This is a genomic window from Mycobacterium sp., from assembly GCF_019247635.1.
In the GTDB taxonomy this organism is placed as follows: domain Bacteria; phylum Actinomycetota; class Actinomycetes; order Mycobacteriales; family Mycobacteriaceae; genus Mycobacterium.
This window is the reverse complement of record NZ_JAFBAR010000107.1, coordinates 57,519-75,585: the sequence shown is the minus strand read 5'-3', so window position 1 is coordinate 75,585 and position 18,067 is coordinate 57,519. Positions and strand designations below refer to the sequence as shown.

The following is an 18,067-nucleotide window of genomic DNA, read 5'->3' as shown; positions in this document are numbered from 1 at the left end:
GTCGATGATCGAACCACCTGCCGAGCCTGACCTCCGCGTACTAGGGCTGCGGCTGCCGATGCGGGTGCTGTCGCTGCGCACCATCGTCATCGTCGCGCAACTGTCGGTGGTCGCTCTCGTCGTCCTCCTCGGCGCCTGGGTGTGGATCGGCGTCACCAACGATCAGTACAGTCAGCTCGACCGCCGCCTGGATTCGGTCAGCAGCCTCGGCGACATCGACACGCTGCTCAACAGCACACAGCACATCAACCCGGACCTACCCACACCCGACGGAAACCTGGCGCGTACCGCGCGAATTGGCGATGTGACGGTGTCGGTGCCCGCCAACATCGTGGTGCCGAAACTCGCCAACGGTTATGCCAACACCACGATCAACGGTGTGCAGTACCGCGTCCGCACGTTCTCCGCGGGTCCGGCATCCATCGCGCTGGCCGCCCCGCGCGCCGAAGCCCAACATCGGATCAACGAACTGCACTTGCGGGTGTTGCTCATCTGTTCCGGGGTGATCGGTGGCACCGTGCTGGTCGGCTGGGTGATTTCGTTGATCATGGTCAACCCATTCCTGCTGCTGGCCCAGCAGGCCCGCGCCATCAATGCCCAGTCCCGCCCTGACGAGGTCCAGGTCCGCGGTGTGCGTGAGGCCGTGGAGATCGCCGAGGCGGTCGAGGGGATGCTGGCGCGCATCGGCAACGAGCAACAGCGCACCAGGGCGGCGCTGGAATCGGCCCGCGACTTCGCCGCGGTGGCCTCCCACGAATTGCGCACACCGCTGACGGCCATGCGGACCAACCTCGAGGTGCTGTCCACCTTGGAGCTGGGATCCGAGCAGCGTCAGGAGGTGCTGGGCGACGTCATCCGCACCCAGAGCCGGATCGAAGCGACGCTGACGGCGCTCGAACGGCTCGCACAGGGCGAACTGACCACCGTCGATGACTTCGTTCCGTTCGACGTCACCGAGCTTTTGGATCGTGCCGCCCACGATGCGCTGCGCATCTATCCCGGCGTGCAGGTGTCGTTGGTGCCGTCGCCCACGGTCCTCATGGTGGGGCTGCCTACCGGGTTGCGGCTTGTCATCGACAACGCGCTCGCCAACGCCGTCAAGCACGGGGACGCCAGCGAAATCCGGCTCACCGTAAGCAGTTCCGCCGAGGGCGTGGAAATCGCGATCGACGACGACGGATCCGGTGTGCCCGAGGCGGAACGCGCCGCTGTCTTCGAACGCTTCTCCCGCGGGTCGACGGCGTCGCGTTCCGGTTCGGGGTTGGGGTTGGCGCTGGTCGCCCAGCAGGCCGAATTACATGGTGGGACAGCCGCTTTGCAAGCCAGCCCGCTGGGTGGCACGCGACTGTTGCTACGGCTCGCTGGTGATGGACGAGGCCCCGCGTGACGCCGGCTTTCCTCGCGAGCAGACGCAACAGCACCCGACACGCCGAGCGTTTGGGTGCTTTTGCGTCTGCTCGCGGTTAGACGTCAGCCGCCGCGATCCGCTCGGACTCCGGCAGGTCGAGGTAACGCTCGAGGTTGCGGTGCATGTTGATCACGCGGCGCTCCTCGTTGGACAGCACGAGGTGGGTGAAGCCGGGCTGACGTAGGCCACGCTGTAAACCCGGAAGCACCTTGATGTCCTGGGTGAGCACGATGCCGGGTTCGGCCTCGCCGGCTGGCACGCGGACGTCCGTCGGCTTGCTGCGCGGCGCCCCGGGCGCCATGCGCGTCATCAGGAACATGATCATCTCGCCGTGGTCCGGGTCGGGTCCCGGTCGCGAACTCAAAATCGTCAGGTGGTCGGCGTTGGCGAGGACCGACATGTTCGGGAACACGTTGTACTGGTGCAGCCGGGTGACCCGGTCCGTGTCGGCCCAGCCCAGGTCCACTCCCCGCGAAGCCGCGAACGCCCGCGTGTGTTCGGCGATCAGATCCTGGACCGTCTGCCCGGGTTGACGGTCGGGGAACGGCGTGCCTTCTGCGGCACCCATCAGCGCGCCCTGCGTGTAAACGTAGGCGTCCCAGACTTCTTCGTCGGTCAGCTTGCCCTCGAAACGTGGGCTCTGCACGCCGTAGGGCTGGTCGGACTTCCCGGTATGTCCCCAGATTTGTTGGGGCGCATGAATATCGTCGACACAGCGCAGCAGTTCGGGGTGCAGCGTCTGGATGTGGTAGGTCTCGCTGTAGCCGTCGGCGATCGTTTTCCAGTTGGCCTCGACCTCGATGGTCAGCGTTGCGTAGCAATGGAAGTCGCCCAGGTTGCACCACGCGATGTCGTCGGGCACCGCCTCCAGGTACTCGAGCAACGGCATCGCGCTCATGTCGAGGTTGACGAAGACGAGTCCCTCCCAGACCTCGACCCGGGCCGGAACCAACGGAAAGTCGGACATCCGCAGCGAGCCGAAACCCTTGCGATTGGGCACCCGCTTGAGCACGCCGGCCAGGTCCCAGGTCCAGCCGTGATACCCGCACTTGAGCTCGTGCAGCCCCGCACCAGAGCCCACGCACAGCGAGTTGCCGCGATGGCGACAGGCGTTCTGGAAGGCCCGCAGCACACCGTCGTCACTGCGGACGATTAACACTCCGTAGGGGCCGCAACGATATTCGAAGTAATCACCCGGCTCAGCGACGTGGTCGAGCATGCACGCGACCTGCCACACCCTCGGCCACATCCGCTCGACCTCGAGTGCGGCGAACGCCGGGGAGTAATAGCGTTCGGCGGGCACCAGCGTCGGCGACGAGGGCGGGGTGCCGATCGCGTCCTCCTGGACGTGCCTGCGGCTAGGGGTCGGATTACCCGCGAAAATCGACGCCGGCTGCATGGCTTACCGCGCCCCGCGCACCAACCGCCCGGGCCGCGCCCCGGTGTCGACGTCCTTGCGCCGCGTCACCGTGCCGCTGACGATCGTCGCGGCGTATCCGCTTGCGCCCTGCAGGATCCGGTTTCCGCCGGCCGGCAGGTCGTAGGCCATCGCCGCAGGGTGCAGCGTCAGCGCGTTCATGTCGATCACATTGATGTCGGCCTTCTTGCCGCGCTCGATCGTGCCGCGGTCCGTCAACCCGAACAGGTCCGCGGTGTCTTTCGACTGCTTGCGGATCACGTACTCCAGCGGCAGCTTCTCGCCCCGGTGCCGGTCGCGTGCCCAGTGCGTCAGCAGGAAGGTGGGGTAGGAGGCGTCGCAGATCATTCCGCAGTGCGCGCCGCCGTCGGAGAGCCCGAGCACGCCCGCGGGATGCAGCATCATCTCGCGGATCGCGTCGTGGTTGCCGTCGGCGTAGTTGAACAGCGGCAGCATCAGCATGGCGGTCGCATCCCGCTCCAACATCAGGTCGTACAGGGTCGACAGCGGGTCCTCGCCCCGGGCGTCGGCGATCGCGGCGACGGTGCGGTCGGGAGTGGGCTCGTAGTCCGGGGGATTGCCCAGCGCGTACAGCCGGCCCAGGGAGTACTGCACCAGGGCGAACATGCCGTCGAAGAGCTGGGTCGGGTCGGCGGGCAGGTCGTCTTCGGACAGGATCGCGGCCTTGACCGCCGGATCGGCCAGGCGCTGCGCCAGCTCCTGGCGGCTGCATTCGGCCTTCAGCCGGCGGTAGGTCGGCCGATGGCTGAAGCCATGATGACCCTGGAATCCGATCATCATGCCGAACGGGCGCGCCGCGACCTGCGGGTAGAGCCGGCTGCCGGCCGCATGGGCGGCGGCGGAGAGGTCCAACTGTTCTCGCCACAGATTGGGGTCCGCGTCCACCTGGATGAGGGCGAACGACACCGGTCGGTCGATTTCGCCGGCCAATCGCCGCATCCAGTCGAGTTCCTTTTTGGGACCGACGATGTCCTCCCCCGCGGCTCCCTGCGGAGCCAGCTCGAACACCGCCTGTCCGCCGGCCGCCATGGCGCGACCGAGCCCGAACAGTTCCTCTTCGGCCGCGAACGTTCCCGGCACGGGTTCGCCGTCCATCGCACGGTGTCCCAGGGTGCGCGATGTCGAGAAGCCGAGCGCGCCGGCCTCGATCGCTTCGGTCACCAGGCGACCCATTGCCGCGATGTCCTCGGGCGTGGCCGGCTCATTACGCGCGCCGCGCTCGCCCATCGCATAGGCGCGGACGGCTCCGTGGGCGACTTGGCTCCCGACGTCGACGGCGAACTTCTGCTTGCCGATTGCGTCGAGGTACTCGGGATAGCTCTCCCAGGCCCAGGTGATGCCCTCGGTCAATGCGGTGCCGGGAATGTCTTCGACACCCTCCATCAACTCGATCAGCCACTGCTCGCTGCCGGGCCGCACCGGGGCAAACCCGACACCGCAGTTGCCGGTGACGACGGTCGTGACCCCGTGACCGCTCGACGGCTCGAGCGAGCTGTCCCAGCTCACCTGGCCGTCGTAGTGGGTGTGGATGTCGACGAAGCCGGGGGCCACCACGTGCCCCGTCGCGTCGATGGTCTCAGCGGCTTCGGCCGTGTCCAAGCCGGTCGGTCCCCGGTCGTCGGCGCCGCGGCGAACCAGGTCGACGATCTTGCCGTCCTTGATGCCGATGTCAGCGCGGTAGCGCTCCGCACCCGTGCCGTCGACGACAGTGCCACCGGTGATCTTCAGGTCGAGCATGGGTGTCCTCCTTGGCGTCATGGGCTGCTGACGCGCGACGCGCGGATTACGCTACGTTCGGTATCGTAAGTCCTCACGGTAGTCGCCACGGCGCAGCGAGTCAACGAATCGGCACGGTTCAACGGTCGGTCCGGGGGACTCGACTCGCGCACTTCGAGCCGAGACAAGGCTGGGCGCTGGTGCTTCGATATAGCGGGGCCGATTGAACCAAATGCTGTGCCGCGTCGTGGTGGGTGTTGCGTTGCAGCGCTCGACACGCACGGGAAGGACGGTGGGCATGGAGCCCGGTGAGCACCGCGCCGGTCAGGATGACGAGCAGGATGACGGCCGGGATGACGAAGTCGCCGAACCGAAATCCACTCGATCCGCCGCCCTCGGCGCACTGACCCGGCGTGGCGCGCTACTGGGGCTGGCGGCCGTCGGTGGTGTTGCCGCGGTCGACGTCGCCGGGTTCGCCTATGCGGGAAGCTGGGTGCGACCCGAGGCGCTGACGCCGTCCCGGTTCACCGATCGATTCGAAAGCGTGTACGGCCGGCACGACGGGTTTCGCCGCAATCATGCCAAGGGCCTTAGCGCCACAGGGACTTTCGCGAGCAACGGGGCGGCCGCGGCGGTGTGCCGGGCGGCGGTTTTCCAAGTTGGCAACGTGCCGGTGATCGGACGGTTCTCGCTGGGCGGCGGGCTGCCGGATCAGCCCGACAAGGCCGACACGGTCCGCGGCCTCGGGCTGCTGTTGCAGACCCCCAACGGTCAGCAGTGGCGCACGGCGATGATCAACCTTCCCGTCTTCCCCGACAGCACCCCACAAGGCTTCTACGAGCGCCTGCTCGCGTCCAAACCCGTGTCCGACACCGGCAAGGCCGATCCCGCCACGATGGCCGCCTTCCTTGACCGGCATCCCGAGACCGCCGCGGCCATGAAGATCATCAAGCAGTCGCCGCCTAGTCCCCGGTTCGTGGACAGCACGTTCCACGGGCTCAACGCTTTTCACTTCACCAATCGCTCCGGGGCGAGCGTCCGGGTGCGCTGGTCGATGATTCCGCAGGGTGCCCCCACTATCGAGGTGGCCCCGTCGGCCGTCGACAAGGACTACCTTTTCGACGACCTGATCCGAACGGTGGCAAAGCAGCCGTTGAACTGGAGACTGGTCCTCACGATCGGCGAGCCTGGCGACCCGACCAACGACGCCACCAAACCGTGGCCGCAATCGCGGGGAACCATCGACGCCGGCACCATCACCATCACCGCGGTGCAGACCGAGGAAGCGGGCAACGCCCGTGATATCAACTTCGATCCGACGGTGCTGCCCGACGGCATCACCATCTCCGATGACCCGTTGCTGGCCGCCCGCTCGGCCGTGTACGCGCGCTCCTTCACCCGGCGCGCCGAGGAACCCAAGTCACCCAGCGAGGTCAACGTCGCCAAGGTGCTGTCATGACGGAAAAGGCCGCTGCCACGGCGCGTTTCGCCGTACCTTCCCGGATCCTGCACTGGCTGATGGTCCCGATGGTGATCGGGCAACTGCTGATCGGCGTCACCATGATCGCGTCGTTGGCTTATTACCCGCTGTTGCTTGCCATCCACCGGCCGCTGGGAGTATTGATCCTGATCTTCGCCGTGGTGCGCCTGGCGAACCGGCTCACACACCGGCTGCCACCGTTCCTGGCCACCATGAGCCCCCTCGAGCGTCGCATCGCCTCAGGGTCGGAATATCTGTTGTATTTCCTGCTTTTCGTGCAACCGCTAATAGGTTGGGCCACCCTGTCGGCCGCCGGTCTCCCGATCACCATGCTTGGGCCCTTTCGCCTACCCGGCATCGCGCCGCGTAGCACCGACGTCTACGCCGTGCTGCGGGAGTGCCACAACGTGTTCGCATTCCTGCTCTTCCTGACCTTTACCGCGCACATGTGCGCCGTCCTGTTCCACACCCTGGTGCTGCGCGACGGGCTGATCAACCGCATGGCCATCTGGCCCACCAGGTCGGCTAAATCCGTTCCCGCGCAAGAGGAAACCCAGGTTTAGAAATAGAACCCCGCGTGCGGCGCCTCGGGCACCGCGAACAGCCGATCGGCCGCGACCAGCGTCGCCGAGTTGTCGGCCCGGGCCAGCCCGGCGGCCGCCAGACTGCGCCAGCTGGCGCCCCCCAGCAGCACCGCGCCGAGTCCCTCGATGCCGACGTGCAGCTGTGCTGGCCGGTCAGTGGGTTCGGCACCGTCGGCGGTGATGACGAAGCTACCCGAATTGCTTTGCAAGACAGGGTCATCGACCGTAACGATGATGCTGCCCTCTCCGGCGTAACCCCGCACCGACAGCGCGGCGCCCACGTCGACGACGCGCAGCCACGTCTCGTCGTGGATCCCGGTGACCCGTGCCGCCCGCTGATCGAGCAGCAACCAAGGCAGCGGGTCGTCGAGCGGCAGCATCCAAAACATCACGCGGTCAACCAGATCGAGCCCGAACAGGAAGCGTAGCAGCCCGACGTGGGCCTGCGCGGTGGGCGCGAAGAAATCCTCGACCACGATGGTGCGCTGGTCGCTGATGAACCACTGCTCGGTGCCCACGGGGTGGTACCTGGCGAAGCCCGTCTCGGATCCCGGCTCGCCATGCACCGCGACATAACTTGCCCCCAAAGATGATTCGGTGCGCATCCGTAGGCCCCGCCACCACGCCGCCGGCCGGTCAATGGTCCCCGGTCGAGACGGGCGATGCGCCGAGCAGATCCGGGGAAGGACGTCCCACGCCTCGGCCGCGTCGAGCAGACGCACCGGACCGCCCGCCCCGACATCCGGACGCATCGCCGCGCGCGCCGTCGTAACCTCCACGCTCTGCGACGAACTCGCCACGCCGTAGCCGTACCGTCCGTAGATCGTCGCTTCCGACGCGCGCAGGGTCGCGGCCACCTCGCCGCGCGCAGCGAAGTCCGCCAACTGATGACGCACCAGTCCGTTGGCGATGCCTTTCCGGGTGAACGACGGCAGCACCCCGATGTGTGTCACCGCGGCGTGGCGCACGACCGCACCGCCCGGAAGCGTCAAGGAACTCGTCTGGGCATCAGCGGTGCCGACGAGTTGCCCGTCAACGAACGCTCCGACGGTACGACCGGGCTCGAGCAACGTGGTGATCCCACCCGGGGGCAGGTTCGACAGGGGCGGGAACCCGACCATCGCGGTGCGAAACACGTTGGCGGCGGCGACGAGGTCGTCATTTGTGTCGAGAACGCGGATCTCGGTGGTCATGCGGAAGTAGTGTGCCAAACCGCGAGAAACGCAGACAAACCCTGGTCGCGGACGTGGCGATCTCGGTAACGTCACCGCCATGCTCTTTGCTGCGTTGCGCGATATGCAGTGGCGAAAGCGGCGCCTGGTGATCGCGATCGTCAGCACCGCCCTGGTGTTCGCGATGACGCTCGTGCTGACCGGGCTCGCCAACGGCTTCCGGGTCGAGGCCAGGCGCACCGTCGATTCGCTGGGCGTCGACGTATTCGTGGTCAAGGCTGGAGCGGCCGGACCATTCCTGGGTTCGACGCCGTTCCCCGACAACGGACTGGCTCGCGTCGCCGCTGAACCGGGCGTCGTCGCTGCGGCACCGTTGGCATGCGTCGGAACGATCATGAAGGAAGGTACGTCGGGACGAAACGTGACGGCCTTCGGCGCGCCCGAGCACGGGCCCGGCATGCCGGAGGTCTCCGAGGGCCGGCCGCCGTCGCGGCCGGGCGAGGTTGCGGCATCGAGCGCGCTGGGCCGCAATCTCGGAGAGACCATCGAGGTCGGTCCGCACACGCTGCAGATCGTCGGCATCGTGCCCGATTCGACCGCCCTGGCCAAGATTCCAAACATCTTCCTGACGACCGAGGGCCTGCAGCAAGTTGCGTACAACGGCTTGGCAAACGTGACGTCAATCGGGGTCGTCGGCGCGCCGCGTCAACTCCCGGATGGTTATCAGACCTTCGATCGAACGGGCGCGGTCAACGATCTGCTGCGGCCGTTGAAGGTCGCCGTGAATTCGATCTCGATCGTGGCCGTCCTGCTGTGGATCGTGGCGGTGCTGATCGTCGGGTCGGTGGTATACCTGTCCGCGCTCGAACGGCTGCGCGACTTTGCCGTGTTCAAGGCGATCGGCACGCCGACGCACTCGATCATGGCGGGTCTGGCGCTGCAGGCGCTGGTCGTCTCGCTGTTCGCGGCGGTGGTCGGCGTCGCCCTTTCGAAGCTGCTGGCGCCGTTGTTCCCGATGGTTGTCGCGGTGCCCAGCTACGCCTACCTGGCGTTACCTGTGGTCGCGATCCTCATCGGCCTGCTGGCCAGCCTCGCCGGGCTGCGGCGGGTAGTCGCCGTCGATCCCGCGCTGGCGTTTGGAGGTCCCTAGCCGATGGGCGATCTCAGCATTGAGGAACTCGTCGTCGAGTACTCGAGCGGCGGCTATGCGCTGCGCCCGATCAACGGCTTGAACCTCGATGTGGGTGCCGGGTCATTGGTGATCCTGCTGGGGCCCAGTGGCTGCGGGAAGACGACGCTGCTGTCCTGTATCGGCGGCATCCTGCGGCCGAAGTCGGGGGCGATCAAATTCGACGATCTCGACATCACCACCCTCGACGGACGCGCCCTGGCGAAGTACCGGCGCGACAAGGTCGGCATCGTCTTTCAGGCGTTCAATCTGGTGCCGAGTCTGACCGCGCTGGAGAACGTGATGATCCCGCTGCGCTCGGCCGGGATGTCGCGCGGGGCCTCGCGCAAGCGTGCCGAGGAACTGCTGAACCGGGTCAACCTTGGTGATCGGATGAAACATCGGCCCGGCGACCTCAGCGGCGGGCAGCAGCAGCGGGTCGCGGTGGCCCGTGCGATCGCGTTGGATCCGCCGCTGATCCTGGCCGACGAGCCGACCGCGCACCTGGACTTCATTCAGGTCGAGGAGGTGCTGCGGCTGATCCGTGAACTCGCCGACGGTGACCGCGTGGTGGTGGTCGCGACGCATGACAGCCGGATACTGCCGATGGCCGATCGCGTGGTCGAACTGATGCCGGCCTACGAGTCGACGAATCGGCCACCGGAGACCGTGCGGCTGAAGGCCGGCGAGGTGCTGTTCGAACAATCCACGATGGGCGATCTGATCTACGTGGTGTCCGAAGGTGAATTCGAGATCGCGCGCGAATTGACCGATGGCGGCGAGGAATTGGTGCGGGTAGCCCGACGGGGAGACTACTTCGGTGAGATCGGGGTGCTGTTTCACCTGCCGCGCTCGGCGACCGCGCGTGCTCGCACCGACGCGACCGTCGTCGGCTACACGGCACAGTCGTTTCGAGAACGGCTGGGTGCGGGAGGCATGCGCGAGGTGATCGAGCACCGCGAGCTTGCCAGCGAGTGAAATTCACCCTGCCCAGAACGGGGCGGCGGCGGTAGCGTCTATGCATGCTTTTCGCGGCGTTGCGCGACATGCAATGGCGGCGGCGGCGCTTGGTGATCGCGATCATCAGCACCGGATTGGTGTTCGCGATGACGCTCGTGCTGACCGGACTCGCGAACGGCTTTCGGGTCGAGGCCGAGCGCACTGTCGATTCGATGGGCGTCGACGCGTTCGTGGTCAAAGCCGGTGCCGCCGGACCCTTCCTGGGCTCGACACCATTCGCGCCGGTCGACCTGGCCCGAGTGACAACCGAACCCGGCGTCGACGCCGCGGCGCCGTTGGCCACCGCGGCGTCGACGATCAGGGAAGGCAGCGCGACACGCAACACCACGGCCTTCGGCGCCCCAGAGCACGGACCAGGGATGCCGCGCGTCTCGGAGGGTCGCGCGCCGTCATCGCCGGACGAGGTCGCGGTGTCGAGCACACTGGGCCGACACGTCGGTGAGGATGTGCAGGTTGGTGCGCGCATCTTGCGGATCGTCGGCATCGTGCCGAACTCCACCGCATTGGCCAAGATGCCCAACATCTTCCTCACGACCGAAGGGTTGCAGCAACTGGCGTACAACGGTCAGCCGATGGTCACCTCGATCGGAATCCGTGGCACGCCAAGGGAACTCCCCCAGGGTTATCAGATGGTCGCCCGATCCGGCGGTGTCACCGACCTGATGCGTCCGTTGCAGGTTGCGGTCGATGCGATCACGATCATCGCCCTGTTGCTGTGGATCGTGGCGGTGCTGATTGTCGGTTCGGTGGTGTACCTCTCCGCGCTCGAGCGATTGCGCGACTTTGCGGTGTTCAAGGCGATCGGTGTTCCGACGCGCTCGATTCTGGTGGGACTCGCGCTGCAGGCGCTTGTCGTCACCCTGCTCGCCGCGGTAGTGGGCGTCATCCTTGCCCAGCTGCTCGCCCCGCTGTTCCCGATGCTCGTTGTGGTTCCGACCGGCGCCTACCTGGTGCTGCCGGTGGTCGCGATCGTCATTGGCTTGTTGGCCAGCGTCGCCGGACTGCGGCGCGCGGTAGCCGTCGATCCCGCGCTGGCGTTTGGAGGCCCGTAGGGCGATGGGCGATCTCAGCATTCAGGAACTCGTCGTCGAGTACTCCAGCGGTGGCTACGCGCTGCGCCCCATCAACGGGTTGAGTCTCGAAGTGGAAGCGGGGTCGTTGGCAATATTGTTGGGGCCCAGTGGGTGTGGCAAGACCACGCTACTGTCGTGCCTGGGAGGCATCCTGCGGCCGAAGTCGGGGACGATCAAGTTCGCCGGCATCGAAGTCACCCGCCTGGACGGCGGCGCGTTGGCGCAGTATCGGCGTGACAAGGTCGGCATCGTCTTTCAGGCGTTCAATCTGGTGCCAAGTCTGACCGCGCTGGAGAACGTGATGATCCCGCTGCGGGCCGCCGGGATGTCGCGCCCGGCCTCGCGCAAGCGTGCCGAGGAACTGCTGAACCGGGTCAACCCTGGTGATCGGATGAAACATCGGCCCGGCGACCTCAGCGGCGGACAGCAGCAGCGGGTCGCGGTGGCCCGTGCGATCGCGTTGGATCCGCCGCTGATCCTGGCCGACGAGCCGACCGCGCACCTGGACTTCATTCAGGTCGAGGAGGTGCTGCGGCTGATCCGCGAACTCGCCGACGGTGACCACGTGGTGGTGGTCGCGACGCACGACAGCCGGATACTGCCGATGGCCGATCGCGTGGTCGAGCTGATGCCCGCGCAGGAGTCGACCAACCGTTCACCGGAGACCGTGCGGCTGAAGGCCGGCGAAGTGCTGTTCGAGCAGTGCACGATGGGGGATCTGATCTACATCGTGTCCGAAGGTGAGTTCGATATCCTGCGCGAATTGGCCGATGGCGGTGAGGAATTGGTCAAGGTCGCCGGGGCCGGGGACTACTTCGGCGAAATCGGCGTGCTGTTCCACATGCCACGTTCGGCCACCGTGCGCGCCCGCACCGACGCGACCGCCGTCGGCTACACGGCACAGTCGTTTCGAGAACGGCTGGGTGCGGGAGGCATGCGCGACCTCATCGAGCACCGCGAGCTTGCCGGCGAGCAAGCCGGCTCAGCGTAGCGGCTCGGTGGGTACCGCGTAGCGCTCCTGGTAGGCGCGTACCCGCTCGCGAACCTCCCCGGCGTCCAGGCCGGTGTCCGACCAGGTGTAGCGGCCTCGCCCGCCGTCTGCGGGGTGTGCGGCCAGGAACTCACGCATCCGCTGTTCGGCGTCGGGCCGCAGCTCCCGGCCCAGCTTCCGATAGATGTCGCCGATCGAGGTCCAGGGGTCTTTCATGAAATCGGTGAACTGCACGTCGATCACGCGGTCGGCGGGCACCGCGCCGTTGTCGCGCAAGGCCATTCCCCGCTCCAGGCCGACGACGATCTCCTCGTAGGACTGGGCCGCGCACTCGGCGATGTCCGACTCGTCGCTGCCCATCCGGCGCAGGTGCTGGGTCAGCGCGGCGATCGACGAGATGACGTTGAGCGGATCGCGATGGGTCTGCACGATCACAGCGTCCGGGTACTCGGCCAGCAGCGCGTCCAGTTGCCACAGGTGTGCGGGCGATTTCAGCAGCCATTGACCCGGAACGCCGGATTGCAAGTGCTGCAGGAAGATTCGGTGGAATCGGTAGGCACCGGCATAATCCGCCTCGTACAGCAGCCAGCGGTAGTAGCTCGGCAGCCGGTACTGCACCGAATAGATCATGCTGGTGAATTCGCTGGCCGTGATGCGGACGCACTCCTGCCCGACCAGCGCACCCATCGGGTGAAACGCCAGGAACCCGGGGATGATCTGCTCGGAAAGTTCGATACTGGCCTGGGTGGCGGCGATGCGCGGATCGTCGTGGTAGGTCTCGGGTTGCGGGACCGGGCAGGGCGCGTCCACCTCCCAGGTCAGCGGCGCACGCAGATCGGGGTCCTGGGCGAGCAGGTCGTAGAGGATCGTCGTGCCGGTGCGGGGTTGGCCGACGATGAAGATCGGCGCGGTGATCGGCTTGGCGGCGATCTCGGGATGCTCTTTGCGCCAAGCGATTACGTCGAGCCTGTTCTTCAGCGCGCGCATCAGGTCCAGGTGCGCGATCTCGACACCGATGGCCGACAACCGCGCGTCGTTGATCAGCCCGTCGGTGACGCCTGCCAACCCTAGCCGCCAGCCTTCGTGAGCAGAGGTGTAGCCGAAGTCGTCGCTACCGGCTTCCTCGCAGGCGGCGGCGATGAGCCGTCCCGGGTCGAATCGCTCCGCTAACGTCATGCCCGCTCTCCGGCTCGGCGCACCGTCACGGTGACCGCGGGAGGCTCGGGGTTATCCAGCCAGCGCAGCACCACAAACCCGCGATGGCGGCCGCCGGTGTCCAGCCAATGGCCAAACCCGTAGTCCTGCGCGGAGATTGCGATACGCACCCGCCCATCCGCGCCCGGCCGCGCCGCCCGATTGGTCGCCGAGCTGTGCCGGCGCCGCGGATCCAGGCACTCATGCCAGATGCTTTCCAACGTGACGTTCCAGTACCGGGTGTCGGGCGGGTCGATGTCGAGAATCAGCGCCTGATCGGGGTCGAGCCGGAAGGTCCCCATCATGTACAGATTGTCCGGGGTGGTGTCGGCCGCACCGAGATCGGCGGCTTCGGCCGTGAGCAGCGTGTTGGGCCGTTGCAGCAGTTCGGGTTTGATGGTGCGGTGCAGTGTGGTGAGCTTCATCAGTGACCACGCCATCGCGGTGAACTGCTCGGCGAGTTCGCCGTCGGTCAACGCGGTCACCGGGTCGGGGTCAAGAGCCACGATCCGCAAGGTGGCCAATTCCTCGACGGCGCGATCACCGATGTACTCCCGGACGACGACCGACGAGGCGTCGTCGGGAATCTGCACCCAGTGCGCGCCGCCGAGGTCGTCGGGCTCGCCCGCTGAAAGGACGATCGCGAATTCGCCTGAGGTGAGCACCAAATCGGCGTCGCTGACGTAGTTGGACATTCGCCGCGGAGTCAGGCCGGTGCCGGCCAGGATCTGAAAACCGAGGTAGGCGCTGGTGCCGCGGGTGCCGGTGATACGGTAGCGCCGGTCGCCGCGGATCATCGCCAGGTAGTAGTTACCGTCGGGATTGGGGCCACCGATCATCCGGTTCGGCGAACACATATCGAAGAAGACCGGCTGGCCGAGGTCGGATTCGACCGACATCTGCGCGCACAGCGATGAGACCCGGGCGATGACCCGTAGGCCTTCGAGCAGCTCCCGTTCGGATTCGGCGTCCTCGGTCATGATCTTGGTGACGTCGGCCAGCATCTGCCGGAAAAACTGCCATGCGGCCTGGGTGAGCGGCACCTCTTGAGGCATAGTCGGTTGTCTCTATCCGCCCACCATCATCAGGCCGCCGTCCACCGCCAGCAGCTGCCCGGTGATGAAGCCCGAACCCGGGCCGGCCAGAAAGACCAGCATCGGCCCGACGTCGCGCGCGGGTTCGCCCAGGGCTCCGCCGAGCGGGATCATCATCTTGAGCTGTTGGTCGATGAGGGCGCCGGCCTCCGGGCCGAGGAAATCCCGCAACCGGTCCGCGCCCGGTGTCTGTACCGCGGGCGCCAGGGCGTTGACGGTCACGTTGTCGGCGGCCCAGGCGCGCGCGGCCGACCGCGTCCACGCCTGTACCGCTCCCTTGGTCGCGGCGTAAACAGCCGAAATCGGGCTGCCCACAACGGCTTCGGAGGAACCGAAGTTGATGATCCTGCCGCCGCTCCCTTTCATGACCGCGTGCGCGGCCTGATTGGTGAGGATGGTCGCCTTCACGTTGGTGTCCAACAGGAACGAAATCTCCTCGGCGCTGACGTAGCCCGGTATGCCCGGTTGCCACAGGCCCGCCGCGTTGACCAGTACGTCGAGCCCACCGAGGCGATCTGCCGTCTGGCCCACCATCGCCGAGACCGCGTCGGCCTCGCGCAGGTCGCACTGCAGCCAGGTGGCGGCCAGGTCATCGGGCGGCGGGGTCTTGTGGTAGGTCGCGGCGACCTCGGCGCCCGCCTCAGCGAGGACTCCGACGGCGGCCGCGCCGATACCCGTCGCCCCGCCGGTGACCAGGATGCGTCGGCCCGTGAGCGGCATGAGGTCGGCCATGGTCGAAACGATATACGCCCCCGGGCTCCGGGCTAGTTGACTCGGCGCTCACGGCGAACTTTTACGAGTGACCCCCACCCTCAGTGCAGAGTGAACGCGTCGCCGGTCCCCGGGTACGTCGCGCCGGCCAGTTCGATGATCTCCGAACGATCCGCCGGCAAGATGAAGCCGCATTGCACCGCGGCGTCGAGCGCGGCGCTGAAGCGCCGCAAGTACTCGTCGACCCCGCCCGGGTAGAGGCGGCGCAGGGTGGTCGCGTCGAACAGTTCGCCGGAGCCAAAGATCATGGCCATGACGTTGTCGACGCTGCCGGCGCCGGACGTCCGCGCCACCGGCACGTCGACCCATGGGGTCCGGATGCCGCCCTGCGCAAGCCCGTTGGCGTCCACGATCGGCTCCGGCGGGTCGTCTCCGCGTGCCTCGATAAGAGCGGCGCCGGGCGCCGGTTGGCCCGTTCGGACCCAGTGGCAGAGCTTCGACAGCGCCGCCTGCAGGACGTAGTGGTGCTGCGGGGCGAAGTTGATGCAGTGCTCCAGTTGCTGGCCCATCAGCATGTTGGTCGGCGCGTAGGCGGCCACCAGATCGCCCAGCGCCGCGGACCCGGAATCGATCGGCGCCACTTGGATCGTGTAGTTATCGGCGTGCGCGGTGCCGGCGATCTCCCACACCCGCAACAGTGGGTTGTCCGGTTGCCGCGCAAAGAAATAACCGAATCGCAGGCCGCCGAACAGATCGGTTTCGGTGATGACCGCGAGCAGCGGCACTCGCAGGTCGGGACGAAATGCGATCGCTGGCGGTAAGCCGGTCTGCGACTCGTCGAAGATCGAACTCCCGTCCAGTGGCGCCGCCGAGGCGAACCGGGAATGGACGAGGAACCCGTCGTAGACCCGGGCCAGTGGATCGATCGCGTTGACGTAGCTCGTCATGAACATCGCCGACTGGGACTCGCCCAGAGCGACGACATGCTCTGGGCGCAGACCACCCAGAACATCTCCGACGATCCGGCCGGCCTGGGAAAAGATGTCGTATGCGAAGGCGTCGCCGGGGTGGCTCAGGAGCGCATACCGCGCCGGGTCCTGGCTCTTCAGCGACATGTCCACGCCCATCAGGCTTGCTCCGCCCTGAACTCCCACCTGCTGGGCGGAGACCGCGACGTAGGCGAAGCCCGCGCGAACGATCTCGCGATGCGCCATGAACCACACGGCCGGAGCGTCGATGCCGCCACTGACGTTAAGCCACTCGACGAGGACGATCCCGTTGAACTTGGTCTCGTCGGCGGGGGTCAGCGCCACCACACGGGTGGTGTAGTCGGCGGTTTCCGAGGGCGCCACGGTCCACCGACCGTCGGCACCGAGTTCTTCTGTTGGGGCGTAGGAAGACGCCGTACCGGAAACGAAGAACTCCTGGACGACATAGCCGAGATCGGCGACGTCAAAGGAGCCCAAGAGCAGGGCGGGCCGACCGGGCACTGGTGTGACGACGCTGTTCACGGGTTCCGAGGATAGACCGTCTTTCAACGCTGGTGCGCGGTGAAGAACTGCCAGACGGTATCGGTGGCGTCGAGCGCCGTCGACGGCGGGGGAAGCTCGCCCAGCCGCTCCACAATCGGATTGCGCGCGCCGCCGGGCCATTGATGGCCCGCCCCCGCCACCGAAATCAGCTCGACAGTGCGCCCGTTTGGGCACCCGGCCGTCGACGTCGTCACATCGCCCGCGGTGGTCGAGGTTGGCGCCGCGCACCCGTCGATGCCGCGCCAGGTGGCATTGACGGCCGGAACCGACGGACCATCGACACGCGGATTCCCGTTGACGGCGAACGCTTTACCGGGTCCGCCGTCGTAGGGCACCCGGTCGTCGGCGGTGCCGTGGATTTGCAGAACGGATGTCGGCCGCGCCCCCGAGCAGTCGGTGAGCAATGTGCCCGCCACTGGCGCGATCGCGGCGAACATGTCGGTCTGACAGCCCAGCCGAAGGGCCATTGCGGCGCCATTGGACATGCCGGTGACATAGACCCGTGTGGGGTCGACGGGGGTCTGTTGCACGATGGCGGCAACCATGCTGGTGATGAATCCGACGTCATCGACGTTGTCGCGCTGCGGGATTCCGCAGCACGACCCCGCATTCCAGGCGCGGTTGAGACCGTCGGGATAGGCGACCAGGAAGTGCCCGCCGTCGGCCTCGGCATCCCAGTTGTAGGCACGCTCCGCCTGATCGCCGCTGCCAAAGCCGCCATGCAGCATCACCACCAGTGGCGCCGGCCCGGACAGGGCCTGTGGACGGTAGACGTTGAAGGTCCTGCTGACACCGTCGAACTCGATACTCTGGCTGGACTGTCCCACCGGGATCGTTCCCGGTGGTGAGCCCCTGGCGTGGCCGCCGCCAAAACAGCCGCCCAGCAACAAAATTAACGCCCCCGGCAGAAGGACGCTGAGCACCCGAACGCATCTAGACGCCATGGATTCATCCTGACACCGCTAGGCAATTTTGACAAGCAACTTGTCAAAATTGCGTCGAGTGGCAGACTCTTCAACCATGCGACGCGTACCGGACAACGCGCCGGAGCCCACCGTGCCCGCGCTGGTGCAACTACTGGCCGCGGCGCGGTTGCCGCAGCTGAGGGCCGCGTTCGCCGCGGCCGGCCTGGACGGACTACGCCCTGCGCAGTCGGTTGCCCTTGTCGCGCTGGCAGCGGGCGGACTGCACGCATCGGATCTGGCCGAACGACTTCGCGTGAGCCGGCAGGCCATCGCGCAGGCGATAGCGGCACTGGAAAGGAACCGCTACGTGCAACGGGTGCCCGACCCGGCCGATGCCCGCGCACGCATCATCGAGCTGACTCCCCGCGGGCGTCAGGCGCTACGCGTGATGCGTTCCAGTGCAATTGATTTGGAAAAGCGATGGCGGGAGATTCTCGGACAGCGCCGGCTTGCCGAGCTGCGCAAGACTCTGGAGCTGTTGCTGGCGGCGTCCGACGACGCGACGGGATGAAAGGGCACGG

The 18,067-nt window shown here is 66.9% G+C and carries 16 protein-coding genes; 8 read left to right on the top strand and 8 right to left on the bottom strand.

The genetic code is table 11. The annotated features are described in order from the left end of the window. Window positions 1-58 precede the first annotated feature (58 nt). Window positions 59-1,387: a sensor histidine kinase gene (locus JO236_RS18325; RefSeq protein WP_293333621.1), complete on the top strand. Its 1,329-nt coding sequence runs from the start codon at window positions 59-61 to the stop codon at window positions 1,385-1,387. Between the two features lie 76 nt (window positions 1,388-1,463). Here the strand turns inward: JO236_RS18325 and JO236_RS18320 are convergent, their stop codons facing one another. Further along, window positions 1,464-2,807 (bottom strand): aromatic ring-hydroxylating oxygenase subunit alpha, encoded by a 1,344-nt coding sequence (locus tag JO236_RS18320; RefSeq protein WP_293333569.1) that lies wholly within the window; start codon window positions 2,805-2,807, stop codon window positions 1,464-1,466. Window positions 2,808-2,810: 3 nt separating this feature from the next. Further along, the gene (locus JO236_RS18315; RefSeq protein WP_293333567.1) at window positions 2,811-4,583 is read right to left on the bottom strand and encodes an N-acyl-D-amino-acid deacylase family protein; all 1,773 of its coding nucleotides are present in this window, start codon (window positions 4,581-4,583) and stop codon (window positions 2,811-2,813) included. A 277-nt stretch (window positions 4,584-4,860) separates the two neighbouring features. On the opposite strand from JO236_RS18315, the gene JO236_RS18310 reads away from it, so the two are divergent. Together JO236_RS18310 and JO236_RS18305 are read left to right on the top strand one after the other, a co-directional pair. Then, window positions 4,861-6,021, top strand: a complete 1,161-nt coding sequence (locus tag JO236_RS18310; RefSeq protein WP_293333565.1) for a catalase family peroxidase — start codon at window positions 4,861-4,863, stop codon at window positions 6,019-6,021. Continuing rightward, complete coding sequence (locus tag JO236_RS18305; protein WP_293333563.1) at window positions 6,018-6,605, top strand: cytochrome b; 588 nt, start codon at window positions 6,018-6,020, stop codon at window positions 6,603-6,605. The genes JO236_RS18310 and JO236_RS18305 overlap by 4 nt, the downstream gene beginning before the upstream one ends. Here the strand turns inward: JO236_RS18305 and JO236_RS18300 are convergent. Further along, window positions 6,602-7,819, bottom strand: a complete 1,218-nt coding sequence (locus JO236_RS18300) for a GNAT family N-acetyltransferase (protein ID WP_293333560.1) — start codon at window positions 7,817-7,819, stop codon at window positions 6,602-6,604. The genes JO236_RS18305 and JO236_RS18300 overlap by 4 nt on opposite strands. A 79-nt stretch (window positions 7,820-7,898) precedes the next feature. Between JO236_RS18300 and JO236_RS18295 the strand changes: the two genes are divergently transcribed. Genes JO236_RS18295 through JO236_RS18280 form a run of 4 tightly spaced genes read left to right on the top strand, consistent with a single transcriptional unit; the run spans window position 7,899 to window position 12,050 of the window. Continuing rightward, on the top strand, window positions 7,899-8,948 hold the full coding sequence (locus JO236_RS18295; protein WP_293333558.1) for an ABC transporter permease: 1,050 nt from the start codon (window positions 7,899-7,901) through the stop codon (window positions 8,946-8,948). Between the two features lie 3 nt (window positions 8,949-8,951). Further along, on the top strand, window positions 8,952-9,944 hold the full coding sequence (locus JO236_RS18290; protein ID WP_293333556.1) for an ATP-binding cassette domain-containing protein: 993 nt from the start codon (window positions 8,952-8,954) through the stop codon (window positions 9,942-9,944). Window positions 9,945-9,988: 44 nt separating this feature from the next. Next, a complete protein-coding gene (locus JO236_RS18285) occupies window positions 9,989-11,038 on the top strand; it encodes an ABC transporter permease (protein ID WP_293333554.1) in 1,050 nt (349 codons plus the stop codon). 4 nt (window positions 11,039-11,042) lie between these two features. Continuing rightward, a complete protein-coding gene (locus JO236_RS18280; RefSeq protein ID WP_293333552.1) occupies window positions 11,043-12,050 on the top strand; it encodes an ATP-binding cassette domain-containing protein in 1,008 nt (335 codons plus the stop codon). Here the strand turns inward: JO236_RS18280 and JO236_RS18275 are convergent. The 5 genes from JO236_RS18275 to JO236_RS18255 form a co-directional block, all read right to left on the bottom strand. Beyond that, on the bottom strand, window positions 12,042-13,226 hold the full coding sequence (locus tag JO236_RS18275) for a sulfotransferase family protein (protein WP_293333550.1): 1,185 nt from the start codon (window positions 13,224-13,226) through the stop codon (window positions 12,042-12,044). The two genes, JO236_RS18280 and JO236_RS18275, sit on opposite strands and share 9 nt — an antisense overlap. Next, entirely contained in the window at window positions 13,223-14,299 is a 1,077-nt protein-coding gene (locus tag JO236_RS18270) for a DUF1214 domain-containing protein (protein ID WP_293333547.1), read from the bottom strand. Before JO236_RS18270 ends, JO236_RS18275 begins: the two co-directional genes overlap by 4 nt. A 12-nt stretch (window positions 14,300-14,311) precedes the next feature. Beyond that, window positions 14,312-15,070 (bottom strand): SDR family NAD(P)-dependent oxidoreductase, encoded by a 759-nt coding sequence (locus tag JO236_RS18265; RefSeq protein WP_293333544.1) that lies wholly within the window; start codon window positions 15,068-15,070, stop codon window positions 14,312-14,314. 80 nt (window positions 15,071-15,150) lie between these two features. Then, window positions 15,151-16,560, bottom strand: coding sequence for an alpha/beta hydrolase domain-containing protein (locus JO236_RS18260; RefSeq protein ID WP_293333541.1), 1,410 nt, complete (start codon window positions 16,558-16,560; stop codon window positions 15,151-15,153). 23 nt (window positions 16,561-16,583) lie between these two features. Further along, window positions 16,584-17,525: an alpha/beta hydrolase family esterase gene (locus JO236_RS18255; RefSeq protein WP_293333538.1), complete on the bottom strand. Its 942-nt coding sequence runs from the start codon at window positions 17,523-17,525 to the stop codon at window positions 16,584-16,586. Window positions 17,526-17,601: 76 nt separating this feature from the next. On the opposite strand from JO236_RS18255, the gene JO236_RS18250 reads away from it, so the two are divergent. Next, a complete protein-coding gene (locus tag JO236_RS18250) occupies window positions 17,602-18,057 on the top strand; it encodes a MarR family winged helix-turn-helix transcriptional regulator (RefSeq protein WP_293333618.1) in 456 nt (151 codons plus the stop codon). Window positions 18,058-18,067: the final 10 nt, after the last annotated feature.